The following is a 25217-nucleotide window of genomic DNA, read 5'->3' as shown; positions in this document are numbered from 1 at the left end:
CCGCCTCCGTCATTATTCCGACTGGTTGTTATTTAGGTATGGAAACAGCTTCTCGGCAATTTTGCCGGCTTCTACATGATAAGTTCCCGTTGCAACAGCTTGCTTAAGCTCTTCCAGCTGCTTCGCTCTCTCCGCGCTGCTTGCTTGGCTGGTGGCCAGTTCTTTGGCCGCTGCAGAAATTTGGACCTCGTCCTTCTTCTTCGCCTTATTCGTTTCGCTTATGCGTGATTCGTTCTGCTTCTGATAAGGGTTAAGCGCGCCGATTCGATTAGGTTCATTTATCTTCAATTTGTTCACCTCATTGATTTATCCGTACTAACGCAAACGGCTGTCGCAGTCGTTCCGTGATGATGAAAATAAAAAAGCCGATTACCTTTACAAGTATTATCGGCCGCAGTCAAACGATATTTTATAGTCTTAGCTATATTTAGTATTATCTGTCCTTATAACGATCCAGTCCGCGATAAGCGCCTTGGGTAGACGAGAAGCCCTTAGGGGGGTCATCTTTCTTGGATAGATTGCCTTGCATCTGCTGCGCGGCTTTCGTCAACTTGTTACGGCAATTGTCGCAAAGATGTCCTTCTCTAATAAGCGTTCCGCACGATTCGCAAGGATAAGACATATTCGGCGCATTGACCATGGAAATGCGACCCTCGCGAATGAACTTCGTAATCTGCTTTATGGATACGCCGGTTTCATCCGACAGCTCCGTAATGATAGCTCCTTTGTATTCACGCAAGTAGTTTGCACATAGCTCGTACTCTTTATCAATGTCCCGTGTGCATACATTACATACTTCTCTAATTCCTTTGGCAAAAAGCTTTCCGCAACGAGGACAATTATCCAAATTCATCGCCATAAGCCCTCCTTTTCGTTCTCTATCAAACTATATATACCTAGTTTAACGGATAGAGGCAACGTTTTCATTAGAAATTCATAAAAATGCTTACGAACGCGCCCAAGTAAGCACAAAAACCTCTAATGGAAAGTCGCTGTTCGCAATTAATTCCTCTGCGCAAGCGTCTGCTGTACTGCCCGTGGTATAGATATCATCTATTAAAATAACTCTAGCACGTGATCTCGAGAGAGAATGGCTAACACTATTATAGCTTTGCTCCAGCTTGCTTAAAGAAGCCGAATCCGCTCGAAAAAGCTTCTTCATATCGCTTATGCGTTCCGAACGCGACTTGAAGCTTTGTTTTCCCGTGTGCCGCTCGCGGCTAAGCAGCGGCAGCAGCGGCAATTGGTAATGGGAAGCAAGCTGGGCTGCTAATTGCTCCGCTTGGTTGAAGCCCCGCTCCTCCGCCCGCGCCGAGCTGACCGGCACATACGTCACGGCATCCCAGCAAGCTCTATAGCTGCCTCGCTTCGTTGGCGCTCCGAGTTGGCGGCTTAGCTCCTCGAAGGCTGGCTGGAGCATGAGGCCAAGCAGTGGCCCAAGCTCTTCGTTGCCTCTATATTTATAAAGCGCCAGCCAGCTCTTCATCGTAGAGTCGTATTGCACGGCGCTTCGATTGCATATAAACGATCTGTTCGGCTGTCTGCTGCAATCCTCGCATGAAATGCCGCGGCCGCATCTTAGGCATGCAATACGAGAGCTAGTTAACCATGGAATGGCAGATAAGCAAGTGCCGCATAGCTGCTGTATCAAATGAATTGGCAGCTTAATGCCTGAGGGATGACCTTTGCCTGGTTGGATCGATTTCTTGCAGAATGCGCATGTTTTTGTTCGTGCAGATAACCATTCTGCTTGTCCTGCAATTGTATTTGGAAGTCTTCGCATCCATTCTATTATTGACGTTATGCTCATCGCTCTGCCTCCCTTACGGTTATTTTCGTGAGCAAATAACCATGCTTGCGCGCCATACGATTCATCGCCTTAATATGGCTAACCGCTCTTGCCTGCGAACGGCTATGTTCGCTGCTGCAGAAGTAGACCCGTCCTGCCGGATCCTCTGCGGATCGGCCGGCTCGACCTGCCATTTGGACAAGCGACGCCTCATCAAACAATCGCCCGTCTGCGTCTAATATGTATACATCGCTTCGAGGTATCGTAACTCCCCGCTCCAATATGGTCGTCGTTACAAGCACGCGAATCTTCCCGTCACGGAATTGCTTTACTTTAATCGCCCGCTCCTCGTCTTGCGAAGAAGTTGCCTCCACCTCCGCCAGTGTGAGCTGCGAGCGCAGCAAGGCTGCCATCGGTTCTGCCTGTGCGATCCGCTGCACGAACACGAATAATTGTGCCCCTCTTTCTACGGAACGACGCAGTTCAGACAACAAGGATGCCGGAAGCCGCCTTGATATCAGCAGCTTCGCTACCGTTGCGGTTCGAAGCAGCTTAGGGACAGGCAGCGGATGCCGATGATAGCGCACAGGCACTCTTGCATGCGGCAAGGAGCCTCGTCTCGCCTCCTGCTGCATGGCCTGCGGAGGCGTCGCCGACAGCAGAAGTCTAACTGCGCCTGGGGCGCAGCTTTTGTAAGCCGCGTAGTGGAGTGTCGAGTCGTTTACATATGGAAAAGCATCGAGCTCGTCCAAGATAACAAGGTCGAAGCTCTGCCTGAAGCGAAACAGCTGATGTGTTGTCGCCAGCGTAATGTCGCCGCGCTCCCACTTTTGATCGCTGCCTCCGTACAAGGTGACGACCGAGGCAGACGGAAACGCTCTGCGAATACGCGGATCAAGCTCAATAACGACATCGCGCCTCGGCGTTGCGAGTAGAGCCTTGCCGCCGCGCAGCAAGATAGATTCAATCAGCGGGAAAATCATCTCTGTCTTACCCGCTCCGGTAACCGCCCAAAGCAGAAAGTTGCTTATTGCAGCCGGTGCGGATCGGACTGGCATCTTACCTTTATTCGATGACTCTGCGAATTGAAGCGCCTTAGCCGTTGCCGAAGCTTGGGCGGGACTTAGGCCCCACTTGGACAGCCTCACCTCCATCGGCGGGAGGCGGCCTGCATTTAGATGAGCGATGGCAGACGGCAGCCCTTCAATAAGCAGCTCGCATTCCCGGCTGCGCCCCATCTGAATGCAGCTTGAGCAATAAGCGCATGCTCTTCCGCAGGATGCGCAGTCTGTGCGGCGCATCTGTGATTCGCCGCTGCCGCAGCGCAGGCAGCGGAGCTCGCGCCTGCTGCGGCGCAGCAGGCCTCGCCGGTTGCCGGCTTCTGCGGCAACCGCCCCGTGCAGGCGCACGAGCCCGAGCAGCCCAGCCAGCTGGAGCACATCGCTCCAGCCGCCGTCCGCGCCGGGCACGGCCGCGCCCTCAAGCAGCGCCAGCGCTTCGCCCCGCAGCAGCGCGCGCCCTTGCAAGAGCGCCCCCGCCTGCCTCGCGGCGGCGGCTACCCCCTCCAGCGCAGCCCCGCTAACGCTCGCTGCCCCGCCATCCATAAGCTTGCCCGCTGACGCAGCTCGCTCCCAGCGCTCCGCGCCGCCGCGCTTGCTCCGCCGCGCGCCCGCAGCCTCACCGCACGCTGCCGCCGTACACGCGGCAAGCCGGCCGACGACACCCTCGCGATCGCCGCTCCCTCCCCCTCGTTGCTCCTGCTCGCTATTCCAAAGCGCTGCCGCTCGGCAAGCATCTCCGAGCGGCAGCGGATCCTGCCATACCCAGCCCTCATCTGCCGGAGGCCCTCCCCTCCCCATTCGCATCCCGAGCGAGGGCTCGAGCCAATAAAGCCGATCAACTTCAGGCGCAATCGTACAATATGCTCTCCATATTTCATTTCTGCCGACAACATACACATAAGCCCGCATCTTTTCCCCACTCCCCGCATATTGTATTTCTTAGTGCGTCATCATCACTAATGTCTAATGTTTAACAACCAAGCGAACGCAAAAAAAAGCACACCTTGAGCGCATAGAGCGCTGCAAAGTGTGCTTCACTTTCATAACCGTTATAGCTTGAAGTATATACTAAAAAGGCATTTTGGACAAATCGGAAGGATTTTGCAGGTCAATGAGCACCGCCTGATTCGCATCCTTCAGAACACCTTCAGACTGCAGCAGCCACATCAACTGATTGGCATCGCTTTCTCTACTGGATGCGGCTTCGCCTGCATCATCGACTGTACGGCTTCGCCTCATCTGTTCCGGGTATTCATGAACGGTCACTATATGCCCCTTGCGGGCCATCCGATCGACAATCGCAAGCGTTTCCGGCGTCGCGCCATAATCAACAACCGTCACCTTCACTTCCTTTCCCGTCTGACGCGAGAAAGTCAACAGCGAACGCATATACCATTCTATATTATGTTGATCCTCATCGGCTATAAGCACATAATGCCTGCTAGCCCTCTTCCGCCCTTGCCGAATCCAATAAGCCAGATGAACCGACAATGCAGCCGCTATATAGCACCCAAGCACGAGAAGCAGAAGTTTGAGCACGGCGGTCACCTCCTCTATGCGACACTATATGCCGCTCAACGCCCACAGGTTCCGGTAAAAGCGGACAAGTTGAAAAACATACAGTCCTTTTTCCTCTTTCTACACTTTTCGACTTATTTCAGCATAATTCGACATATTTACACTCTTGTAGAAATACCAATATATGTTATCATTTTAGTGCGAACTAGAGCATAAGTAGTATTGAAAAGCAGATAGAGTGAAGGAAGGAGGGGGAACCTCTTTACATTCGTGCTTTTTAGGGAAGCGATGATGTATAATCTGCACCTGGACACTTGGATTATACGGAGCTAGTAGTGTAACCGGCCCTCTTAGAACTAGATTATCCAAATCTAAGAGGAGAGTGAACAATGAAGTTGTTCAAAAAACAGTTTGCGGTCATCATGTCCATCATGCTTGTCTTGTCCATGTTCTTAAGCTCGATCGTTATGGCGCAAGGCACGGATGAGACAAGTCAAGAATCTGCACAGACAACACCTGCACCAGCCTCCGAGAATACAGAGTCAACTGTTGCCCCTTCTGAAGAGCCTGCAACGGAAGAGTCTCCTTCTATTGAATCCTCAATGGTGTTCACTACCCGCGGAGGAGGAGGCGGCGGCGGCGGCGGTGGCGACAATGCATGCGACGAACACGACCGCGACTTATCCGGTATTCAAGGCACTTATGGAGGCCGTGACGAAGATTGTGACGACGGCGGCAATAAATGCATCGGCGGAGACAGCCCGAGGATAACCGGCGGAGTCTTGCAAGGCACTAGTGACGGTGGCCGTAATCATGACTCGAAGTGCGGGGACCTCAAGGTTTACAAAAAATACTACTATGAAGACGGAAAATCAAAGTCACAAAGCGGCGTTACATTCGAAGTATATAAGGGCAACAACCTGATCACTTCAGGTACAACCAATTCTTCGGGTTACGTTTTGTTCAAGAATCTAGAACAGGGCACCTATAAAGTAGTTGAGATTGTTCCCGCTGGTTTCACTACTTCGATCTCTAGCAGCGGCCAAACGGTTGCAGTTAAGAAAAACAAAACGGAAGACATTACAGTGTACAACACGCCTATCCTCACGATAGCAGCTGCTTGTACAGATGATCCAACTAAAGCACGGAAGTGGATCGTTACGAACGAAAGTAATGTTGATGTCGAGTTCAAATGGAAAACAAATGGAAGCTGGCATGAGAAAGATATTGATGGCAATAGCTCTGAGCCAATTAATGTCACAGGCACTCCTAGCTCACTGACCATCAAGTGGGAGAGCGGCCAATACGACAAAACGATCACCCTGCCAAGCTCGGCCGAAGACTGCTCGCCGCCTGACCCAATCGAGCTGAACATCGTAGCCAACGGCTGCTTGGAGAACGAACAGAATACAAGCGCGAGCACTTGGACGGTTACTCGCGGCAACGACGGCAAAGGTTCGATCAGCTTCTCTTACTCCATTAACGGCGGTCCAAGCCAATCCGCAGGACCAATCGCCGCGGATGGCAGCGTAACGCTTACGGGCGGCTCTGCAGACCAGCTCGATACGATCGCTATTACGTGGAGCAACGGTGAAGCCGAGACGCTTCAATCTGATTCCGCATCCGAAACAGCAAGTCAAGATTGCATCACGCCTGAGCCAGAGCCAGACCCGATCGTGCTGAACATCGTAGCCAACGGCTGCTTGGAGAACGAGCAGAATACAAGCTCAAGCACTTGGACGGTTACTCGCGGCAGCGACGGCAAAGATCCGATCAGCTTCACTTACTCCGTTAACGGCGGAACAGACCAGTCCGCTGGACCAATCTCCGCAGGCGGAAGCTTGACGCTTACAGGCGGATCTGCAGACCATCTTGATACGATCGCTATTACGTGGGATAACGGTGAAGTCGAGACGCTTCAAACTGATTCCGCATCGGAAACAGCAAGTCAGGATTGCATCACGCCTGAGCCTGAGCCAGACCCGATTGTCCTTAACCTTGTAGCCAACGGTTGCTTGGAGTCGGATAATGAAGATGGCGAGAGCAGATGGACGATTACTTATCCTACTGATGTAGTAGGCGCTGAAGCAGTCTCCTTCTCATGGGAAGTTAATGGTAACGGAACGATTTATTCCGGCTCGGTTTCGCCTAACGGCTCCACTACGATCACAGGCGGCAGCGCTGACTTCATCGATTCCATCACGATTAAATGGGACAACGGCGTCGACGAGGCACTTGCAACGAAAACAGCTGCAGAAGCAGATGAGGACGATTGCGATCCTCCTCCTACACCGGAGCCTATCTCGCTAAACCTGTCCGTTAACGGTTGTTATGCAGGCGAGCAAGGTTACACAGGTGAAAGACTCTGGACGATTACTCGCGGCAATGACGGCGGCGGTTCAATCGAATTCAACTGGTACTTGAATCAAAATGGTGAAAGCTACGATGACTCCGGTTCGGTGAGCATTACTAGCGGCTCATCCGTCAACGTCTATGCCGGCTCGTTCGGCGAGACAGACGATCTGACTATCTACTGGTCCGACAGCATCGGTTCGAAGTCAATCACAGCGAGCGAAGAATCCAACTGTACGCCTCCAACAGGAGAACCGGAAGATCCAGAGCTTACGATCACCAACGTATGTACGGTGAATCCAAACTCGACCCGCAAGTGGAGAGTGCATAACCCTAGCGGCGAAGCTGTCACCATCTATTGGCACATCCAAGAAGATGGCGAAGAGCAACACGGTGAAACAACGGTCCCTGCCGGCAAGTCGGTAACGATTACGACTGATACGGTATCGACTGAAACAAAAGAAAATACGTTAATTATTTACTACGGATCCTCTGAGCATTCAGAGCGGTTGGTAAGCCAAGGAACACGTTGCGCAACACCTACGCCGGAGTCGACGCCAACGCCAACTCCTTCAACTGAACCAACACCAACTCCTGAAGTAACGCCAAGCACAGAACCGTCCACAACGCCAGAAGTAACGGCCACACCTGAATCGACACCTACTCCAACGCCTTCTACTGAGGTAATTGAAGAGGAAGAAATTCCTGAGGGCGGACCTGGCGACGGTGGAGATGGCGGTGAGGATGACGGCAGCGTGGTCGAGGAGGGCGAAGTACCGCTCGGCAATCTTCCTAAGACCGGCGATACAAGCTCGCTTCCGTTCTACCTGCTGGGCGCCTTCGCAATCTCGGCTGGTATCCTTACGCTTAGAAAGCAAAGAGTCAATAAACAAAGCTAGAGACTCCCGCTAGCGAGCACTCGAACCTCGGTGTCGTCCATGTGACGGCATCGAGGTTTTTTCCCGCGTAAACAACAAAAAATCCCGCTCCTACAGACACGGGACCCCCACTTTATTTTCATTGCGCAATACATGTCTGCCTATTACAACGTAACCCAACCGTACTTGATCGATTGAATAACCGCCTGCGTGCGATCATCAACCTCCATTTTTTGCAAAATGCTGCTGACATGGTTTTTTACCGTCTTCTCGCTAATAAACAGGAATTCGCCAATGTTTTTGTTGCTCTTGCCTTCGGCCATTAATCTCAGCACTTCTGCCTCGCGGCGAGTCAGCGGGCTTTCATCGACAGCGTTATACTTAACGCCCTGCTCCTGGGCAGCCGCAGCTCCCGATACAATCCCCATCTCGTCCAGGTACGTCATGCGACGAAGCTGATTGATAAGCTTCCCTGTTACCTTAGGATGAATGTATGCATAACCTTGAACAACCGAGCGGATCGCGTTAATAAGCGACTCGGCTTCCATATCCTTAAGCAAATAGCCCGTCGCCCCTTTGCGGAGCGTTTCGAATACATAGCTCTCATCATCATGAATGGACAGAATGATAACCTTCACGTCAGGGAACATGCTCTTGAGTCGTTCCGTAGCAGCTACACCGTTCTCAATCGGCATATTAATGTCCATCAGTACGATTTCTGGCTACGTATGATTGCAAAATTCCATAACCTGAATGCCGTCACCGCACTCGCCGATCACTTCCAAATCATCTTCCATATTCAAAATCCGTTTCAAGCCTTCGCGAAACAACTGATGGTCGTCTGCAAGTAATATTTTGATTTTTCGGGCAGGAGTGCTAGAAACTTGATTTATCATTATACTACTCCTTTCTGTTCTCGGCAGTTATTGGTATATGAATTATAATTTTCGTACCTTGTCCGGGATTTGAGTCTATATCCATCCTTCCTTCAATCAATTCCACGCGTTCTCTCATCCCGATGAGTCCAAAATGGGAGTTTCGGCTTGCTCCGAGATCGATAAGATCGCTCTGGAACCCAATGCCGTTATCGTGAATGATTATTGTAATTAAATGAGGCTCATAGCTTATGTCCAGCAATACGCGCGAAGCGTTGGCATGCTTCAGAGCATTCGTGAAAGCTTCCTGTACGAGTCTGTATATGGCCGCCTCCATCGCAGACGGCATTCGAATCTCTTTGCCGGAGAGCTCGAATACAGTATGTATTTTTGATTTATCTTCAAAATCCTGCACAAACTTTCGCAGCGTCGGCACCAATCCAAGATCGTCGAGCGCCATTGGCCGGAGATTGAAAATGATTTTGCGAATTTCTTCAAGACCTGAACGAACCTGGCCTTTCAAATCTACCAGTTCTTCCTGCACCATCTCGAATTCCTTCTTAATCAGCATGCGTTCGGCAATTTCTGTGCGAAGCACAATATTGGCGAGTGACTGAGCCGGTCCGTCATGAATTTCCCTGGCGATCCGCTTCCGTTCTTCCTCTTGCGCCAAAATAATCTTAAGACCCAGAAGTTGCCTTGTCTTTGCCGATTCGATAATACGCGTCACCTGATTAAGGTCGCCTGATAAATACTCCAGTACGACGTTAATTTGCGAAGCAATCATCTCTGCCCGCTCAATCGAGTTCTCAACGTTGCGAACCCGCTTTTGCAGATCGTCCCGGCGAGCCTTCAAATACGATTCCTTCTCGCGGTACACCATAAGATCCAGCTGGATTTGAGTAGCCTTCTCGTAAGCCGACTTAATATCCTCTTCCTTATATCGGACGAAATCCCGACTCACTTCAGTTAACCGAATGCGCGCGCGCCTATAATCTTGCTCGAGCTGATCGACCTTCTCGATCGTCTTCACCGTTTCCTCAAGCACAAGCTCCAGCTCTTGCTCGAGAGCTTCAAGCTCAGAACGCGCGGATTCGCATATTTCATAGATTTGATATTTGCTGTCTTCCATCACTTGAATTGCATTTTTGATAACTCGGTTTATGTCGACTGTCAAATGATCCACGATCGATCGGCAACCTTTCTATGGCAATCCTGATTCCTATACTTCTCTATCATACCACAGATTGGTTGCCTATCGTCCATTGCTATTGAATGGTAATCTTCTTCTGCTTTGCATCGTATCCTACGGTGAAGCCTAGCTTCTCCGAGAATAATCGCACAGGAATCAGCGTTCTATTATTGCGAATAATAGGCGCCACCTCCGATTGCTGGCGAACACCGTTCAACACGTATCCCTTCTCGCCAATAACCATTTCAAGCAGCTTTGTTCCGCGCAGTACGCTAACCTTATTCAGCTTGCCGTCAACGAACAGCTGGCCGCCGAGCGCATCCGTTACGAAGCGGAGCGGCACATAGGTCGCTCCGTTCAACTGAATCGGAGCGGCATCCAGCTTAAGCGCTTTGCCGTTCAAGGTTGCATTCGTTTTGCCGACAATCATTTCAACCTTGGACTTCGTATCAACCGTTACTTCAGGCGCATAATTGAGACTCATGTTATCAATGCCAACTACGCCCGCTGTCGTTTTCCCAGCTTGCGCACTGTCCAGCGTGACGACGTATATTCTCTTCAGCTTCACCGGATATTTCATGCCAAGCGACGATAGATTGACCTTAATCGTCTTCCAACCGCTCCAATCGAGCTGCTTCGTTACGTCGACTAGATGCGCTTTGCCGTCGGCATCAATAAGCTCTGCCCTCACCCAGTTTTTGCTTTGGTCGCTGTATACGTCAAGTGACATCGATGTAGGGTTTCCAGACAAAGATACGCCATTCGTATTAAACGCCGCATACGATGCCTTCGTACCCGTGCCGTTCGTAAAATCATAGGTCAGCTTAAGCGCTTTGGCCGAAGTCTGTCCAGGCAAGTCCGTTGCAAGACTTACGCTGCCCGCAATTTCCTTCGGCGTAACTTGGGAAGAGATTGGGTAAGCTGTTTTCTCGAAATCTTCAAATGCTTTGACCGTTTCGCCTTGGGTGAACGGAATCAACGTCGGGAAACCGTCGTAACGTCCTATCGCGTAACCGGTCTTCACGCCTGCTTTCACCGATTTAACCGTTAACGTATCGCCAACCATCGCGCCGCTAAAGCCGATATATTCCCATTTGAGCGATTCGCCGCTCAGCTTGTACGTCTTGCCGTTCTTTAGCTTCACTGTAACGGGAACCGTGAGCGTTGAACCCGGCGTAAGCATACCGGCAGCCGTATTCAGCGAGATCGAGGCGATCTGGTCTTGTCCGATAACCTCCATCGTATACTGCGCTGAAGCATCGCCAGCCTTGACGCTGATCGTTGTCTTGCCGACCTTGGTTGCCGTAAATGTATTGCTGCTGAACGTCCCGACCGCGGGATTAGCACTCCAGGCTGCTTGCGTCGCATCCACCTTAATGGGGTTATAGTACGTATCATAGCCATTGAGGGCGAAGGTCGTCTTCTGCCCAAGGAATACAACGTTCGAGCCTGTTATGGTAACGCCCTTCACCGTACCCGTCGGCGCGCTTGTGAATACGCCAATGCCATTCGAAACGCTGCGCTGCGTCGTTCCCATCTGCGTAGAATGCGCCAGCGTCAACGAGTTCGTTCCCAGCGGCCGTTCAACCATCGTCGTTGAGCCGCCGCCGTCCAGGTTGACTCCCTTGTAGACGCCGAGCTGCACCATCACCTGCTGCAGCTCCTTCAAGCTAAGTCCGGTGCTGCTGCCGTATTTCTCACTCGTTATTAAATACACCTTCGTCCCGTCCTTGGAATAGCCTACTCCGGACCTGGACGTGTAGGAAGAGCCGCTGACACCTGTTACATCTCGGGAGAATGCCGAAGCAGCTCCTCCGTCAACGAGCAAGGTGTGACCGCCGATCAGCATTTCGAAGCTGGCCGGATCGACTTTCGCTCCCGTCGATGACGAGATCAGCGAATAGTCGGCCGTAATAGCCTGTCCGACCTGCAAATGCTCTTTCACGAAGGTCGCTGCTTTGCCGTGTGTACGCAATATGTATCCGTCAGCCGGAGCTTGCCCGCTTACCGGCTTGCCTATTGATATTTGTTCGATAATGCCGTTTCGAACGAGAACCTCGGTTGGAGTCGCTCCTGTATTGGTAGGCCGCTCTGCGCCGTTCCATGCGCTCGTGTAGATGTACATCGTGTCGACATGGCTATATTTATTGCCGCCGTACTCCGGTCCGTAAGCGGATTGATTCAAGCCCTCGAGCGCGAAGGTGGAGCCGTCGGCTGCCGTAACGAGTCCCTCGAAGGTATAGTTTTCTATGGTAGGTTTGCGGTCCTTCGACACCCCGAATGCATACATGCCTTTCAGCTTGGAAGGACTGGATTCGAATGCCCCGCTCGTGATTTGGACGCCCATAGGCGCGCCTTCGTTCGTCATCACGAATACGTCTGCGTTGATTCCCGCTACCGCTCCGCTTTCCTTCGTCATATTCGTTATCGAATTACGCGTGCCAACCGTATGGTTTTTGCCGCTCATCGTATTAAGAGATACATAAGGATTCGATAGATCGATCTCGATGACATGCACCTCGGAAGTTATGGCTTTGCCGTTTCTTGTCGCGCTCCACAAATAGTCCATGCGCTTTGCGCCTGCCGTCACATACGCCTGCTTCGTCAGCTTGAGCGTCGGTGCCGTTGCCGTGGCCATTGCCACGTCTGCCGCTTCGGCAATCGCCGAGCTCCAGCTCCCAGGAAGGAGCGATACGACCGGTTGCGACAATAAAGTGCCGCCTAATGCGATAATCAATACTTTTTTACCAATGCTCTCCGTCCGCCGCCACCTGTTGTTTCTTGCCCTACCCATTATGTTAGCAACTCTCCCATCTAGTAATCTATGTAATATAGACTACTAGTGTTGCAGAAAAGTTACGCATGATAAAAGACTGCTATCACATCCAGAAATCCGAAAGAAATCCCCTATCTCTCTAAATCGACATAAAAAAAGCAGATTCTGCCGTCGTGACGTTGACCGTTGCTTCAACGCGTCAGGCAAAATCTGCTTTAGCTATATCTTCTTATGGCGTTATGAAATCGACGTACTCCAGCAAACGCATGATCATGACCGCGCCTTCCGCTCTTGTCGCGTTCGTAAGCGGGCTCATCGTCGATGCTGTCTTGCCATTCATAATGCCTGCGAATACGGCCTTCGCAACATCCGTTTGCGCATAAGCGCTAATCTTGCCTTTGTCTGTAAACTTCGACAGGTAGGAGGACGCTGATGACGGCAGCGTTATCGTTACGCCGGCCGCTGTAGCCGCTCTGCCCATCATAACCGCCATTTCTTGGCGTGTTATCGGATTGTTCGGCTTGAAAGTGCCATCCGTATTGCCAGTTACGATACCAGCTTCGGAAGCAGCGCCGATATACGCTCCCATCGTTGTTTTCGAGTTGACGTCCTTGAACTTCGCCGCTGCTGTCTTATTGCCGGTCAGGCCAAGGCCCTTGGCAATATAAGTAGCGAATTCACCGCGCGTAATATTAGCTTGCGGCTCGAACTTCGTTGTCGTTCTGCCCTCGATAATGTACTTGCGCACAAGCGAATTAATCGAAGCCGCAGCCCAGTGGCTGCTTACGTCGGAATAGGTTTTGGAACTTTGCACAAGAGCATACGCGCTGTTGCCCTTACGCTTGAACGTTGCTGTCGTCATGCCGCCTGATGTAGTGAACGTCGTAGGCACATAAGACAACGCCCCTGCTTCGGCGTCATACCAGACTACGGCCGCGTTGCTCGTCGGCACGCTTGCATAAGTCTCGATCGAGCGCTTAACGTATCCTTTGAAACCTGTTATCGGCTTCACGATCGAACCGCTTGCCGCCGACACGTCGAAGTGCAGAGGTCCCGCAATCATTTGTCCGCCTGTCGTTCCTAGAACCGAAGTCAGATTGGCCGTCAACGAAGAAGATACACGGTCAATCTTGATAAGCAAATTACCTACGGATCCTCCCGCGTTCAGCGACGCCGCTATCGCATTGAAATCTAACGCTGAAAGCGGAATTTCATAGCTGATATCTCCGTAGATTACTTTAAACACCGATGTCGCGCCTGACCGATATGCGCTATCGAGCGCGCTGATCGGCACAGAGACGATCGCCGCGCTCTCTGTGCTTGGCACCTCGAATACGACCTTAGGAGCGGCTACGCCGGCATTCCTAGCTGTCTGATAAGCTTGGCTAATCTTATCCAGCGGCAGGGAATAACGCTTGGCCGACATGCCAGCAGGCGATGTGTCCGCAGCGGACGTCACTGACGAGCTCTTGATGCCGATTCCGCCGTCAATCGACTCGAAGTCGCCCGATAACGTATCGAGAAGCGTCGTTTGATTGGCGACATTCACATTCTCGAAGCCGTCTAATGTTATTCCTTTTGAAGTCTGCAAACCGAATGCGTTCGAATAGTAAGATAACGTCATTGCATCGCCAATTCCCGGAGGAGCGGACAATGTCAGCTTAACCGTTGATCCGCTTACCGTTACAAGCGACACAGGAGACAGAATGCCTTTCACCTTCACCGTAAATTGAATGCTCGAAGGCACATAGGCGCTATTCAACGATTCCTTGAAAGACAGCGTGACGGTCGTGCCTTTAGCTACCGCGCCAAGCAAACCGCTCTTCGCATCGCCGGATTCGGCCGTTTGCTGCGAGAACGCAGCCGCTTTATTGTCAGCCAGATCCGTTAGCGCGATTCCGCTTTGCGAATAGGAAACTTTGACGGATTGTCCGCCGCTAACCGCTGTAGCTAATGCCAGAGTAACCGTGTCGCCTACTACGCTTACCGTAGTAACTGTTCTTGAAACATTGTCGACAAGGACACTGTACTGTCCTGCCGATGGCTTCGTTGCAGGATTAAGACTCTCATCATATTTAATCGTAATCAAGAGGTTATTAGCCGTTATCGCTTGTACCTTAGGCGCCGTGTTGTCCGTTCCGCTAGTCGCTGAAGCGTTCGAGAAAGCGGCCACGTTATTGCCCGATGAATCCCTTAACGGATACGAACCCGGCGCATAACTCACCTTAACCGATTGTGTACCCGTAATTACCGTGTTCACCGTCAATACAACTACGCTTCCGTTGCCCGATATGGCAATCGGATAATAAACGGTGCTGCCTATTGTAACACTGAATTGCAAATAGGCATTTGCGCTTGGAGCGATTAAGTTTTTGCTGAAGGAAAGCGTAACGCTGCTACCCGATGCCTTAATATCGAGAAGCTTAGGAATCGAAGTATCCGATACTAGCGATACGTCGCTATTCACGATGCTTGCGGCTTGGTTCAATGAAATATCTTGGATAAGGCCGGTAGCTCCCTTTGTATAAGACAGCTTGACTAATTGTCCGCTTAGCACAGGGCTCGATAACGTAAGAACGACAGTTACGCCGTTCACCTGTACGGAATTAACCGATCGAAATGCGCCGTTCACCGTTACATAGAAGCTGCCTGGAAGCGGCTTGGATTCCGTGTTCAGCTCCTCGTTATAGGTCAATATGATTGAGCTCTCGTTAGCTTCTATTTTACTGATGACAGGAGGCGTCTTATCGGTTCCGATCGTTTTGAACGCCCATTGATATTCGTTCTGAATGCCCACGTAATAATTGCCCGCTATATCTGTAATAACATTCGGATCGATATATACATAATAGCTTGCCGCGGAAATGAGGTCAGCGAGCGGATCGATAATTAGCTTCTTCTCATTGGCACTGTCAATGCTTAGCGTAGTATCGTAGCCGATTCCCGTGCTGGAGTTGAAAATCTTAACTTTCGCTGTGCCCGCCAAATATTCGTCACTTAGCGAGATCGCCTCGTTAAACGTCATTGTGAGGTCAACATTTTCTTTAACAGCGATAGCATTATTGAGAGGGGTCTGAGCCACTGCTGTCGGTTTAGTCGAATCGCTCGTAGCGGTGAATACCCAACCCGTGTTCGTCTTAATACCGCCGAAATAATTGCCCGATGCGTCTCGGAACGACGTTTCGCCAATGACCACATAATATTTCGTGTTATTGACGAACGGCTTCTTCGCTTCACCGTTGTACGCTTTGTTCGGATCAATCGTAATGATATTCGTACCTCCGCCAGTTACAAGCTCAGAGGTTACCGGAATCGAGCGGAATAGAGCTCCCGTCCCCGATATTCTAATCTCGATATTACCGCTGCTCGGCAGTACATTTTCGTCAAATGTCAGTTGAAGCTTCGTATTGACATTAGCAATCGAACTTTTATTGGCTGGGCTAAGTGCAGAAATGATCGGCTTAGCGGAATCTTTGGTTGTAAAGTTCCATACGCTCGCGCTTGTTATTCCTGTAAAATAATCACTTGTTCCCGTTGCCATATATGCGCCGGAATCGACAACAACGTAATAGGAAGTATTCGGATTAAGCGCTCGGCTTGGCGTAATCGTAACGACATTGCCAACTACAGCCGTATTCGTTGCTCTAATGGTTTGGTAAGTCACGTTCGTGCCTACGATCTTGATATGAATATATTTGTCGGGTGCTGCGGTTACGGCCCTATTGAAAGTAAGAACAAGGTTAGCGCTTGTCTCGACATTGACGGCTTCGTCTGCGGGCGAGAATGGCGCAGCAATCTTAACGGGAGAATCCATCGTCGTGAACGTCCAGCTGGTGCCGCTGTACGAGCTGCCGAGCTCGTCCTGGAACAGTCCGTTTGCTATCGTAATCGTATATGTTCTGTTCGGCTGCAGCGCAGCAGGCGGAGTAATCGTAATCGTACTGCCTCCGCTTCCTTGAACCGCGCTTGAGGTGACCGGTATTTGTTGACTGTCATCTCCGCCTGCTATTGTTATATTGCCGCTTGTTGCGAACACAGGCTTGCTGAAATTGAGGGTAATCGCTGAATTCGTCGCCACACCTGTACCTGTCGGTGCACGGGAATCCAAGTTTAGCGGTACCGGGGTGTCGTCTACAACAGTCTTGAAGTTCCACACGTCCGCCGCTTGGATCCCAGCATAACCAGCGCCATTGGAAACATTTACGAATGCTCCAGCCGAAATCAGGACGTAGTAGTTCGTATTAATATCAAAATCCTTTTGCGGGTCAATTGTGATTTCGTTCTTATTCGCCAGTATCTTCACGCGGCTATTGGAGACGAGTAAAGATTCGAAAGGCGTGTTCGTTGAAGCTTCATATATGGTGATCGTATTTGCACTCGAGCCTTTTGCTACATTTTCGTCAAAAATAATTTTGAGTACGGCTCCCGTCGCGACATTCGTTAAATCATCAGCCGGTGTCAAGCTTAACGCGATCGGTCCGGCCGCTGCCGCCGAAGCATATTGCGAATGCGTTGACCAGCCGGTAAGACCGATTTGCAGCAATAACACGACAGCGATGAACAAAGACAGCTTGCTGGTTCTTTTCATTCCATTTCACTCCTCAAAAATTACAGTCGTAATTTATTTGTCGGTTTTTGAGGATGAAAAATTTAGGTTATTCAACTTTTTAACATTATTGAATGCAAAAAGAGGCCGTTCCTCCTATACGGAGGTACAGCCTCTTTTGATTTGTCTTTATGATTTATACGCTGCTAGCTGCGCCTGCTTCTGCTTTCAGCTTATCCGCTTTGTCGACACGTTCCCATGGCAGGTCGATGTCTGTACGGCCAAAGTGACCGTACGCAGCTGTCTGAGCGTAGATTGGACGACGCAGGTCCAGCATCTTGATGATGCCCGCCGGGCGAAGGTCGAAGTTGCTGTTGATCAGCTCAACGAGCTTCTCTTCTGCAACGATGCCTGTACCGTACGTATCGACGTTGATCGATACCGGCTTCGCAACACCGATCGCGTATGCCAATTGTATTTCACATTTGTCCGCAAGGCCTGCAGCTACGATGTTTTTCGCAACGTATCGCGCCGCATAAGCTGCCGAACGGTCAACCTTTGTAGGATCCTTGCCGGAGAATGCGCCGCCGCCGTGACGAGCGTAGCCGCCATACGTATCAACGATGATTTTACGGCCGGTAAGACCAGCATCGCCTTGAGGTCCGCCGATAACGAAACGGCCTGTAGGGTTAATGAAATATTTAGTTTCTTCATCAAGCCATTCCACTGGAACGACTGGTTTGATCACTTGCTCGAGAATATCGTTCTGGATTTGCTCAAGCGTAATTTCTTCAGCATGCTGCGTCGATACAACGATCGTATCCACGCGAACCGGCTTGCCGTCGAGGTATTCAATCGTTACTTGCGTTTTGCCATCTGGGCGCAGGTAATCAAGCGTACCGTTCTTGCGCACTTCCGACAAGCGGCGTGCGATACGGTGCGACAGGGCGATCGGAAGCGGCATAAGCTCAGGCGTCTCATTTGTCGCAAATCCGAACATCAAGCCTTGGTCGCCTGCACCGATGTCTTCGTTCTCTTGCTTCATATCCTTGCCGTCGCGTGTTTCAAGCGCAGCGTTAACGCCTTGCGCAATGTCAGCTGACTGCTCGTTAAGCGAAGTCAGAACCGCGCATGTGCTGGAGTCAAAGCCATACTTGGCGCGCGTATAACCGATTTCCTTAATCGTACGGCGAGCGATAGCCGAAATATCAACATAATCCGCACGGCTGCTGATCTCGCCAATAACAAGCACAAGACCTGTTGCTACAGAAACTTCGCAAGCAACACGCGCATATGGATCTGCTTCAAGGAATGCATCTAAGACTGCGTCAGATATTTGATCGCATATTTTATCGGGATGGCCTTCCGTAACTGATTCCGATGTGAACAAGTGGCGTCCTTTGACCGACATCCGTATCAACCTCCTACAACCTTAGTATGGAATAAGAGCTAACTTTCTACACAAAAAATGAACCTTTTCCGCGAAGGAAAAGGTTGTTAGACAACTCTTCTAAAACAATATGATACCGAAATTGTCGCTTACTGTCAATGGACGCCATTTTAAATTCCGAGGGGATTACTAGTAGTTTCCAAGCACCTGTTCCGCTTGAGCGATGAGGCGCTTCGTAATCTCCCCGCCTACCGATCCCGCTTGACGTGTCGACAAGTTTGACCATTGCACACTGCCGCCGGCAGCGCTAGCCGTACCCCCAAGTTCGCCAGCGAACTCTGTATCATGACTAGCGCCACCATAACCTCCAGATGTGAGGCCAAGCTCGGCAGCAATTTCATATTTCATTTGATTCAGGGCAGCTTTGCAATTGGGTACTACTACTTTATTCGAACGACTCATTGCGGTGACACCTCCAAGTAATGTAGGAACAATTCTATTGTGTGCCGTTCCTGACTCCTTGAAGCGTATAACCTATTGTCAACACGGGGAAAATGTAGTATCTGTTCCATACGCTATTGCAGCGTGTAGCTGCCTCTTACTAATACGGTAAGTCCGTTCTTCTGAGCAGGATCAGGCTGAATGCCGCGGCCTTCACGCGGGAAGATAAGCAAGTGGTTAGCCGAAACGGCAGTACCCTTCTTAAGCTCCGTACCGTCCGTCAGATCCGCTACGCCATTCGTATCCACGCTATAAGCGAGCGCTTTGCCTACACGCACGATAACTTCCGTGCCCGCGCCTGCAAGCAATATTTTACCGGCAGGAACGGCTACAACCACAAGGTCCGTGCTTGCGCTAGATCCGCCGCCCGTTCCGCCGCCTCCGCCAATCTTCGCCAACTGTTCGTCGACATAACTTTTCGTAACGACAGGATCTTCAACAGAGCCTGGCGTGAGCGCGTTTGATTCCGCCTCCAGCGGCGATTCAAAGCTCACGCCGATCCATACGCCTGCGCCGATAAGCACACATGCAATCAAGACGCGGATAACCTTTTGTTTCACTTGGCAGTCTCCTCTCAACCTAGTATATCTCTTATTAAGATACTAGATTTGAAATGGATTAACCAGTTTTTTGTTTCCATTCTAGCATCTCTATGAATATGTTACTACGTTGGAAGCTCTTAATTACGTTGTTGTGAACCACTTGACTTTTTTCGTTGCGATAAGCATTTTTGCGCCTTCAAACACATCGTAGACGTTAACCGTGTACGTATCGAGATTGTTAAGTTTATTCAATATGTTCGCGTCGTTAAATACGACAGATAGCGCAGTACCAGTGCCTTCTTCAAGTACAGTAAGAGCGTTATCCTCGGACTTCTTGAGTGCAAATGACTTTGAATAAGTTGTGTTTGCACTGCCGCCATTTATCTCAATGATCACCTTATGCTCGCCTGCAACGAAATCATAATCATCGCCTATAGCCAAATCGTAATCAAGATCAAATTGAACGCCGTCTGTATCCCCTTCGCCTGAGTATGAGAGCTGCGTGCTCAAATTCTTCAAGCTGAGGCTGTAGCCGCCGAAAGTGATACCTAGCAGATCTGTCTTCACGGCAGATCCGGACTCATCCGTTAGTTTATAAGCCACCGGATTCAAAATAACCGATGATTTGGTCTCTCCTACTGAAGTATCAGCCGTTTTGCCGATAATAAGCGACGAGCCTAGACGGTTAAAGTTCTTCGATACTTTTGCCCATGCGGATACGAGAACCGTGCCATCAGGCGTTACTCTCTCCGTGAAGTCTACGAATTCTACCGGAATGGTGAAACCCGTTACGTCTTGCAGATATCCGCTAATATCGGCTATCGCTGCATAACGCTGCTCCTTATTTGTCACAGCGAATTCACTGTAGAAATAAGTATTTGTTGCATTATCGTAAAATCTAGTAGTAAGCAGCTTAATATCCGCTTTGCGACCTGCATTATTGATTAGGTAGCTCTGTTCCTTTAATTGTGTAGGAACAGTGCTAACAGCTTGCGATCCGAATTGATATAATTTCTTCGCCTTGTCCGTTGTCGTTGCAGGCAATTCGGTCAATACAAACGATACATCATTAATAGCTGTCGTATACGGGATTTTCACATGCACATATTTCGTAACCGTTGCGTTAGGTTGAATGTACAGCTCGCTATCCAAGGTCGATACTTGATGTGCCTCCGATATTTGAACGCCATTCAAAAGGAAGTATCCGCTTAGATTAGGCGTTATCTTCGCTGCTTTACTTGTATTAGTAATCGTGATTTCTGCCATCAGCGTATCTTTCTCGGAAGTTGGCAAACGATGTACGGTATTAAGCTTCACAACATAACCATTGTCATAGCTGTACGTGCTTCCGCCTGTAGCTACACCGCCGTCTTTCTTCACCTTGTAGCTGGCAACCACGTAACCTGAATTTGTCTCCGTTACGTTCGAACGAACGACAAGCTGAGAAGTGTTCAGATTAACGGAGGCAGGAATATCTCCGTTCATCGTGATCGTTTTCGTTATCTTAGGTAACAGCGATAAAGAGGTACCTTCATTCGTATACGCTAGCGGATATACGACTCCGCTGGAAGTAACGAGCGAGAAGTTCAAATTCGGAACATTTGTGTAGGTTGTCCCAATATTCTCAAGATCGTAATCCATCTCAATGTTCAAAGTTGCATCGTCGTCATTTTCGGTCGTTGTGACGAAGCCGACTCCGCTATTCACGGTTACACCATTCAGGTATACGGTCTTGATCTTTCCAACCTCCACAGCTGCTGCCGGCGTTACCTTCGGCATGTCAAACACGCCGAGCGGAATGCTGGAGCTTGATCCGCCATCATTCGGGGCTGCGACAATAAGAGCGAATTTTTTGCCCTTCATTGCAAGCGGCATTGTTGAGCTGAGCGTAACGATCTTGCGTTCTTTGGGTTGAATTGTAAGATTTGCTAATGCCGACGTATCCACATTGTAAGTGGCTAATCCTTCGGATTGTGCAAACAGCTTCAGGCTAGCAACATTCACGCTTTGCAGTCCTGAGTTTTCGAGCAGGAAGCTCATCGTTACATATACGTTGTTTTTATCGCTTGTTACCATGTACTGCTTCAAAGCGCCGCGAACAGTGCCTCCGTTATAAAGCATCGACTTCGCCTGGAAAGCGGTTACTTTGTCCGTCGATCCTTCTGGGAAACTAAGCTTGCCTAGCACCTTCTCATAATTGGATGCCGCATATTGGGAGGAGAAGTCCCACTTGATGATATTGAATGATAGATCGGATAACTTCGTATTCGTGTTAACGACTGCATAATACGTAATATTTACCGTTGTATTTGGAGCAACTGTCACTTTGCTCTTGTCTGCTTCCGCTACTTTCGATATGTACCGGCTGCCCGACTTCGTAAGCAAACGAATATAATAATCTTGCAGGTTAATGGTCGTGTTACCGCTATTCTTAATCGTGATCGTATATGCGAATACTTTGCCTTGATCCTGCATAAGGAACTGACCATCACGAACAGAAATGGTACTGGATGCGTTAAGCTTGACACTTTGACTCGTTATCGATGCGGCCTCAACGATCTCTACAACCTTCAATGGCGCTAGAGGTATAGCCGATTGCGCCAGCAGTGCGTAAGTTGCCACGGTAGCTGCACCGACCTTAATCCACCTTGTATTCACAAATCATTCCTCCTCAGACTTATTAATCTTTTAGACGCTTCCAGCCGTATAGAAGTTGCTGTTTTGTCCATAATAATTAATAGTATATCGGATCTTTATGAACCAAGGATGAACGAAAAAAAAAAAGAGGCCGTGCCTCTTCATCGCGGAGCGATTAGGAGGACGGTCTCTTTCTTAGTAAAGTTGATAATTAGTCAACAACTTTTACAGTGATTGTGTAGAGGTTACCGCCAAGGCTGATTGTAAGAGTTGCAGTACCAACATCTCCAGCAGTCCAAGTAGATACGTCTACTACGGATTTTTTCGACGAGAATGCGTCAACAGCAGTGTTAAGGATTTCGATTTTAGCGCCGTATTGGTTGTAAGCAATAAATGCGCCGTTAACTTCGTCATCACCGAACAATTTAACGAACAGATCGCTGTCGTCATTGTCAACAGTAATTGCGTTTTTAACTTGAACTACTTTAGTCAACGATTTTGCAGTGTTAACTACAGTGAATTTGAATGTAGCAACTTTAGCGTTACCTACTTTAACAGTAACAGTTTCAGTACCAACAGCTTGAGCATCAACATCAACACCGGATGTTGTTACTGCGCTGTCAGCAGCTTCACTTGTTTCAGTCAAATCAATATCGCCACTAGCAACTTCAGCAATGTAGTTTCCGTTAACGTCTTTCTCGTATACGGCAACTGCTACTGTGCCTGGGTGATCGGAAAGATCATCGTCAGCGAAGTTAAGATCCAAAGTAGTGTCGGATACAACTGCAGCATAACCTGCAAATGCGCCAGCCTCTACAAGGGATACAGAGATTGTTTTCTTAATTCCGTTAACAGCAACAGTCAATGTTCCAGAACCTTTAGTTTCACCTGGAGTCAATGTGTAAACGAATTTCTTATCACCAATAGCAAGTGTGTCAGAATCCGATACGCCACCGGAAAGTACTGGTTTGGAAAGACCATCAACGATACCGTCTTTGTTGATTGTGAAATCAATATCATAAGCTTCAGTTACAGCAAACTCTTCATTGTATTGGTCAAGGAATTTAACAGTTAGATCTTGAGTAAGTTCCGAACCTTTAACCAATTTGGAGTTTGGCAATTCAAGAGCAAGGGAAGTCAACTTAGCGTCATCTCTTACTGTCAATGTTACTGTTTTGGAAACTGTTTTACCGTTGAAAGTAGCTTGAACAACGATTGTAGCTGTACCAGCTTTAACGCCGAATACTTCACCAGTTTCTTGGTCAATTACAGCAACTGTTGGGTTTTGCGATCTGAAAGTTGGAGCAACCGCGATTTCATCGCCGTTTTGATCAAGAATTTGAGCGATCAAAGTGTCTGTCTCGGATTTGTAAAGAGCCAGATCTTCGGATTTGAAATCATCAGCCAAAGTTACAACGCCGATTTTAGCAGCTGTTGCAAGCGTGTTGTAAACAGAGATGATTGTGTTGCCAGTTTCAATGCTAGTTTCTTCGCCGTCATCGTTAAGCAAGATAACATTAACGATGGAGTAAAGAGCTTTGTTGTTTGCAGTGTCAAGATTTTCTGCTACAAGATCCGTACCAACAACAGTTTCGTTGGAAGTTTCTACAGCGATATCAACACCATTAGTTAGTTCGTAATCAGCTGTTACGTCGTTGCCGTTAGCGTCTTTAATTACCACGCCTACAGTTCCTTCGTTAGCAACGGATGTGCCGGAGAATGCGATCGAAGCAGCTTCAGTAGCTTTGTAAGTTACTTCATTGGAAGTAGAAGCAAGAACCAGGTTGTGTTCTTTCGAAACAACTCCGCTTGCAACAACTACATAAGTAGTTTCTTCGTCAAGAGCTTCTGTAAGAGTAACTTTAACCGTTTTACCGTCGATTTTCACACTGTCAACAGCGTTGATAGAATAAACATCGTCTTTAGTGTGAACTGTAAAGTCATTAGCTACAGCAGTACCTACTTCAATGTTGAAAGTTGCTGTCAATGTTTTGGAGTTCGTAGCTTTTACGGACTCAACAGTGATTGCAGCTGGAACTTGAAGAGCTACATAAGCGCTGTACGAAGCAAGAACAAGAATTTCACGAGTAGCTGGAACTTTGTAATCAGTTTGAGCAGCGATGATTCCGTTAGCAACAGCGATTGCTACGTAATCTTTAGCCCATTCAGATACAGCGCCTTCTACAGCTACGCCTTCTTTAAGCGTGTAACCAAGTTTTTTCAGAGCTTCTACAGCAAGTTTAGCAAGCTCTTCAATTGTTACTTCGGAGCTAGGATCGTATTTACCAGCGCCAACGCCTTGGACAATTCCAAGGTTAGCAGCGTAGTCAACGAAAGGCTTAGCCCAGTGACCTTCTGCAACGTCTGTAAATCCAGCGTCAGGGGAAGTTACGCCCGCTTTGTAACCAGCAAGGATAGCGATGATTTTCGCAGCTTGTGCGCGAGTCATCGAAAGATCCAAGTGTGCTTGACCGTCTGGGTAGCCTTCGAAAATACCGGCTTTTACCAAACCTTCATACTTTTGAGTAGCTGTAAGCTCTTCAGCTGCGAATACCGATGTTGCGAACATCGAGAATACCATCGCAATTGCTACGAGCAAAGATAAACTTTTTTTCATAACCTTTTTTTCTCCTCCTCTAAATACCTTCGGTTGTTGAGAGTGTTGATTAGATAATAGATTGCTCGATTCCCTCATTGCCGATTCACCCCCTTCCCAGAGTAGAGCATTGATTTCGTATAAATGATGTCTGCGCGCATGCTTAACCCTATGTAATAACATGTCGCAGAAACTTGTAAACAATAAGTAAAAGAGTACTAGAGTAGATGTACCACTATAACATTATACAATGGGCTACTCGTACCGTAAAGAGGAAGTTGAGAATTCATTCCAACTATCTTCCTATTCTGCCGTGCGTTCGCCATTATTCATCATGTGTTTCTTGATGACATGTATTTAGACGCACTGCCTGGGAAAAAGTTGCGCTGCGGGCTGAAAAGTTTTTTTATGTACGTTTCAGTTGGAAAACCCCTCATTGATTCCTACTTTGCAAGTATAGCTTGTTTTACTCAGCAGCGTCGATGCTAAAGTTTTTCCATGGATAATGTTGTACAAGCTCGTAATATAGCAACAGACGGCTGCAGAGTAAGGTCTGCAGCCGTC

The 25217-nt window shown here is 49.0% G+C and carries 14 protein-coding genes, 1 pseudogene and 1 riboswitch; of the genes and pseudogenes, 1 reads left to right on the top strand and 14 read right to left on the bottom strand.

Translation table 11 applies throughout. The features are described 5' to 3' along the window. Positions 1-12: 12 nt before the first annotated feature. The 5 genes from flgM to V8F51_RS26875 all read right to left on the bottom strand — a co-directional run bounded on the left by flgM (position 13) and on the right by V8F51_RS26875 (position 4389). Positions 13-306 carry a flagellar biosynthesis anti-sigma factor FlgM gene (gene flgM / locus V8F51_RS26895; protein WP_337103603.1) on the bottom strand — a complete coding sequence of 98 codons (294 nt, stop codon included), beginning with the start codon at positions 304-306 and terminating at the stop codon, positions 13-15. A gap of 127 nt (positions 307-433) precedes the next feature. After that, positions 434-853 carry a TIGR03826 family flagellar region protein gene (locus V8F51_RS26890; protein WP_337103582.1) on the bottom strand — a complete coding sequence of 140 codons (420 nt, stop codon included), beginning with the start codon at positions 851-853 and terminating at the stop codon, positions 434-436. A gap of 93 nt (positions 854-946) precedes the next feature. Further along, the gene (locus V8F51_RS26885; protein WP_337103581.1) at positions 947-1810 is read right to left on the bottom strand and encodes a ComF family protein; all 864 of its coding nucleotides are present in this window, start codon (positions 1808-1810) and stop codon (positions 947-949) included. Next, the gene (locus tag V8F51_RS26880; RefSeq protein ID WP_337103580.1) at positions 1807-3759 is read right to left on the bottom strand and encodes a DEAD/DEAH box helicase; all 1953 of its coding nucleotides are present in this window, start codon (positions 3757-3759) and stop codon (positions 1807-1809) included. The genes V8F51_RS26885 and V8F51_RS26880 overlap by 4 nt, the downstream gene beginning before the upstream one ends. A 159-nt stretch (positions 3760-3918) precedes the next feature. Next, on the bottom strand, positions 3919-4389 hold the full coding sequence (locus V8F51_RS26875; RefSeq protein ID WP_337103579.1) for a hypothetical protein: 471 nt from the start codon (positions 4387-4389) through the stop codon (positions 3919-3921). 253 nt (positions 4390-4642) lie between these two features. Next, positions 4643-4724, top strand: a riboswitch (cyclic di-GMP riboswitch). Between the two features lie 33 nt (positions 4725-4757). Here V8F51_RS26875 and V8F51_RS26870 point away from each other — a divergent pair. Further along, positions 4758-7619 (top strand): SpaA isopeptide-forming pilin-related protein, encoded by a 2862-nt coding sequence (locus V8F51_RS26870; RefSeq protein ID WP_337103578.1) that lies wholly within the window; start codon positions 4758-4760, stop codon positions 7617-7619. Positions 7620-7762: 143 nt separating this feature from the next. Here the strand turns inward: V8F51_RS26870 and V8F51_RS26865 are convergent. From V8F51_RS26865 to V8F51_RS26825, 9 genes and pseudogenes are all read right to left on the bottom strand, one after another. Further along, positions 7763-8494, bottom strand: a pseudogene (locus V8F51_RS26865) (response regulator). Between the two features lie 4 nt (positions 8495-8498). Next, positions 8499-9659, bottom strand: coding sequence for a sensor histidine kinase (locus V8F51_RS26860; protein ID WP_337103577.1), 1161 nt, complete (start codon positions 9657-9659; stop codon positions 8499-8501). Between the two features lie 82 nt (positions 9660-9741). Next, on the bottom strand, positions 9742-12459 hold the full coding sequence (locus tag V8F51_RS26855; protein ID WP_337103576.1) for a stalk domain-containing protein: 2718 nt from the start codon (positions 12457-12459) through the stop codon (positions 9742-9744). A gap of 211 nt (positions 12460-12670) precedes the next feature. After that, positions 12671-17029 (bottom strand): Ig-like domain-containing protein, encoded by a 4359-nt coding sequence (locus V8F51_RS26850; protein WP_337103575.1) that lies wholly within the window; start codon positions 17027-17029, stop codon positions 12671-12673. 154 nt (positions 17030-17183) lie between these two features. Beyond that, positions 17184-18398, bottom strand: coding sequence for a methionine adenosyltransferase (gene metK / locus V8F51_RS26845; RefSeq protein WP_337103574.1), 1215 nt, complete (start codon positions 18396-18398; stop codon positions 17184-17186). 168 nt (positions 18399-18566) lie between these two features. Beyond that, the gene (locus V8F51_RS26840) at positions 18567-18839 is read right to left on the bottom strand and encodes an alpha/beta-type small acid-soluble spore protein (RefSeq protein ID WP_337103573.1); all 273 of its coding nucleotides are present in this window, start codon (positions 18837-18839) and stop codon (positions 18567-18569) included. Positions 18840-18952: 113 nt separating this feature from the next. Then, complete coding sequence (locus tag V8F51_RS26835) at positions 18953-19438, bottom strand: hypothetical protein (protein WP_337103572.1); 486 nt, start codon at positions 19436-19438, stop codon at positions 18953-18955. Between the two features lie 123 nt (positions 19439-19561). Further along, a complete protein-coding gene (locus V8F51_RS26830) occupies positions 19562-22078 on the bottom strand; it encodes a hypothetical protein (protein WP_337103571.1) in 2517 nt (838 codons plus the stop codon). 190 nt (positions 22079-22268) lie between these two features. Next, on the bottom strand, positions 22269-24674 hold the full coding sequence (locus tag V8F51_RS26825; RefSeq protein WP_337103570.1) for an Ig-like domain-containing protein: 2406 nt from the start codon (positions 24672-24674) through the stop codon (positions 22269-22271). Between the last annotated feature and the right edge of the window lie 543 nt (positions 24675-25217).

Origin of the sequence: Paenibacillus sp. YIM B09110 (assembly GCF_037167145.1) — a bacterium.
Lineage (GTDB): Bacteria > Bacillota > Bacilli > Paenibacillales > Paenibacillaceae > Pristimantibacillus.
This window is presented reverse-complemented; position numbering and strand designations above follow the sequence as displayed.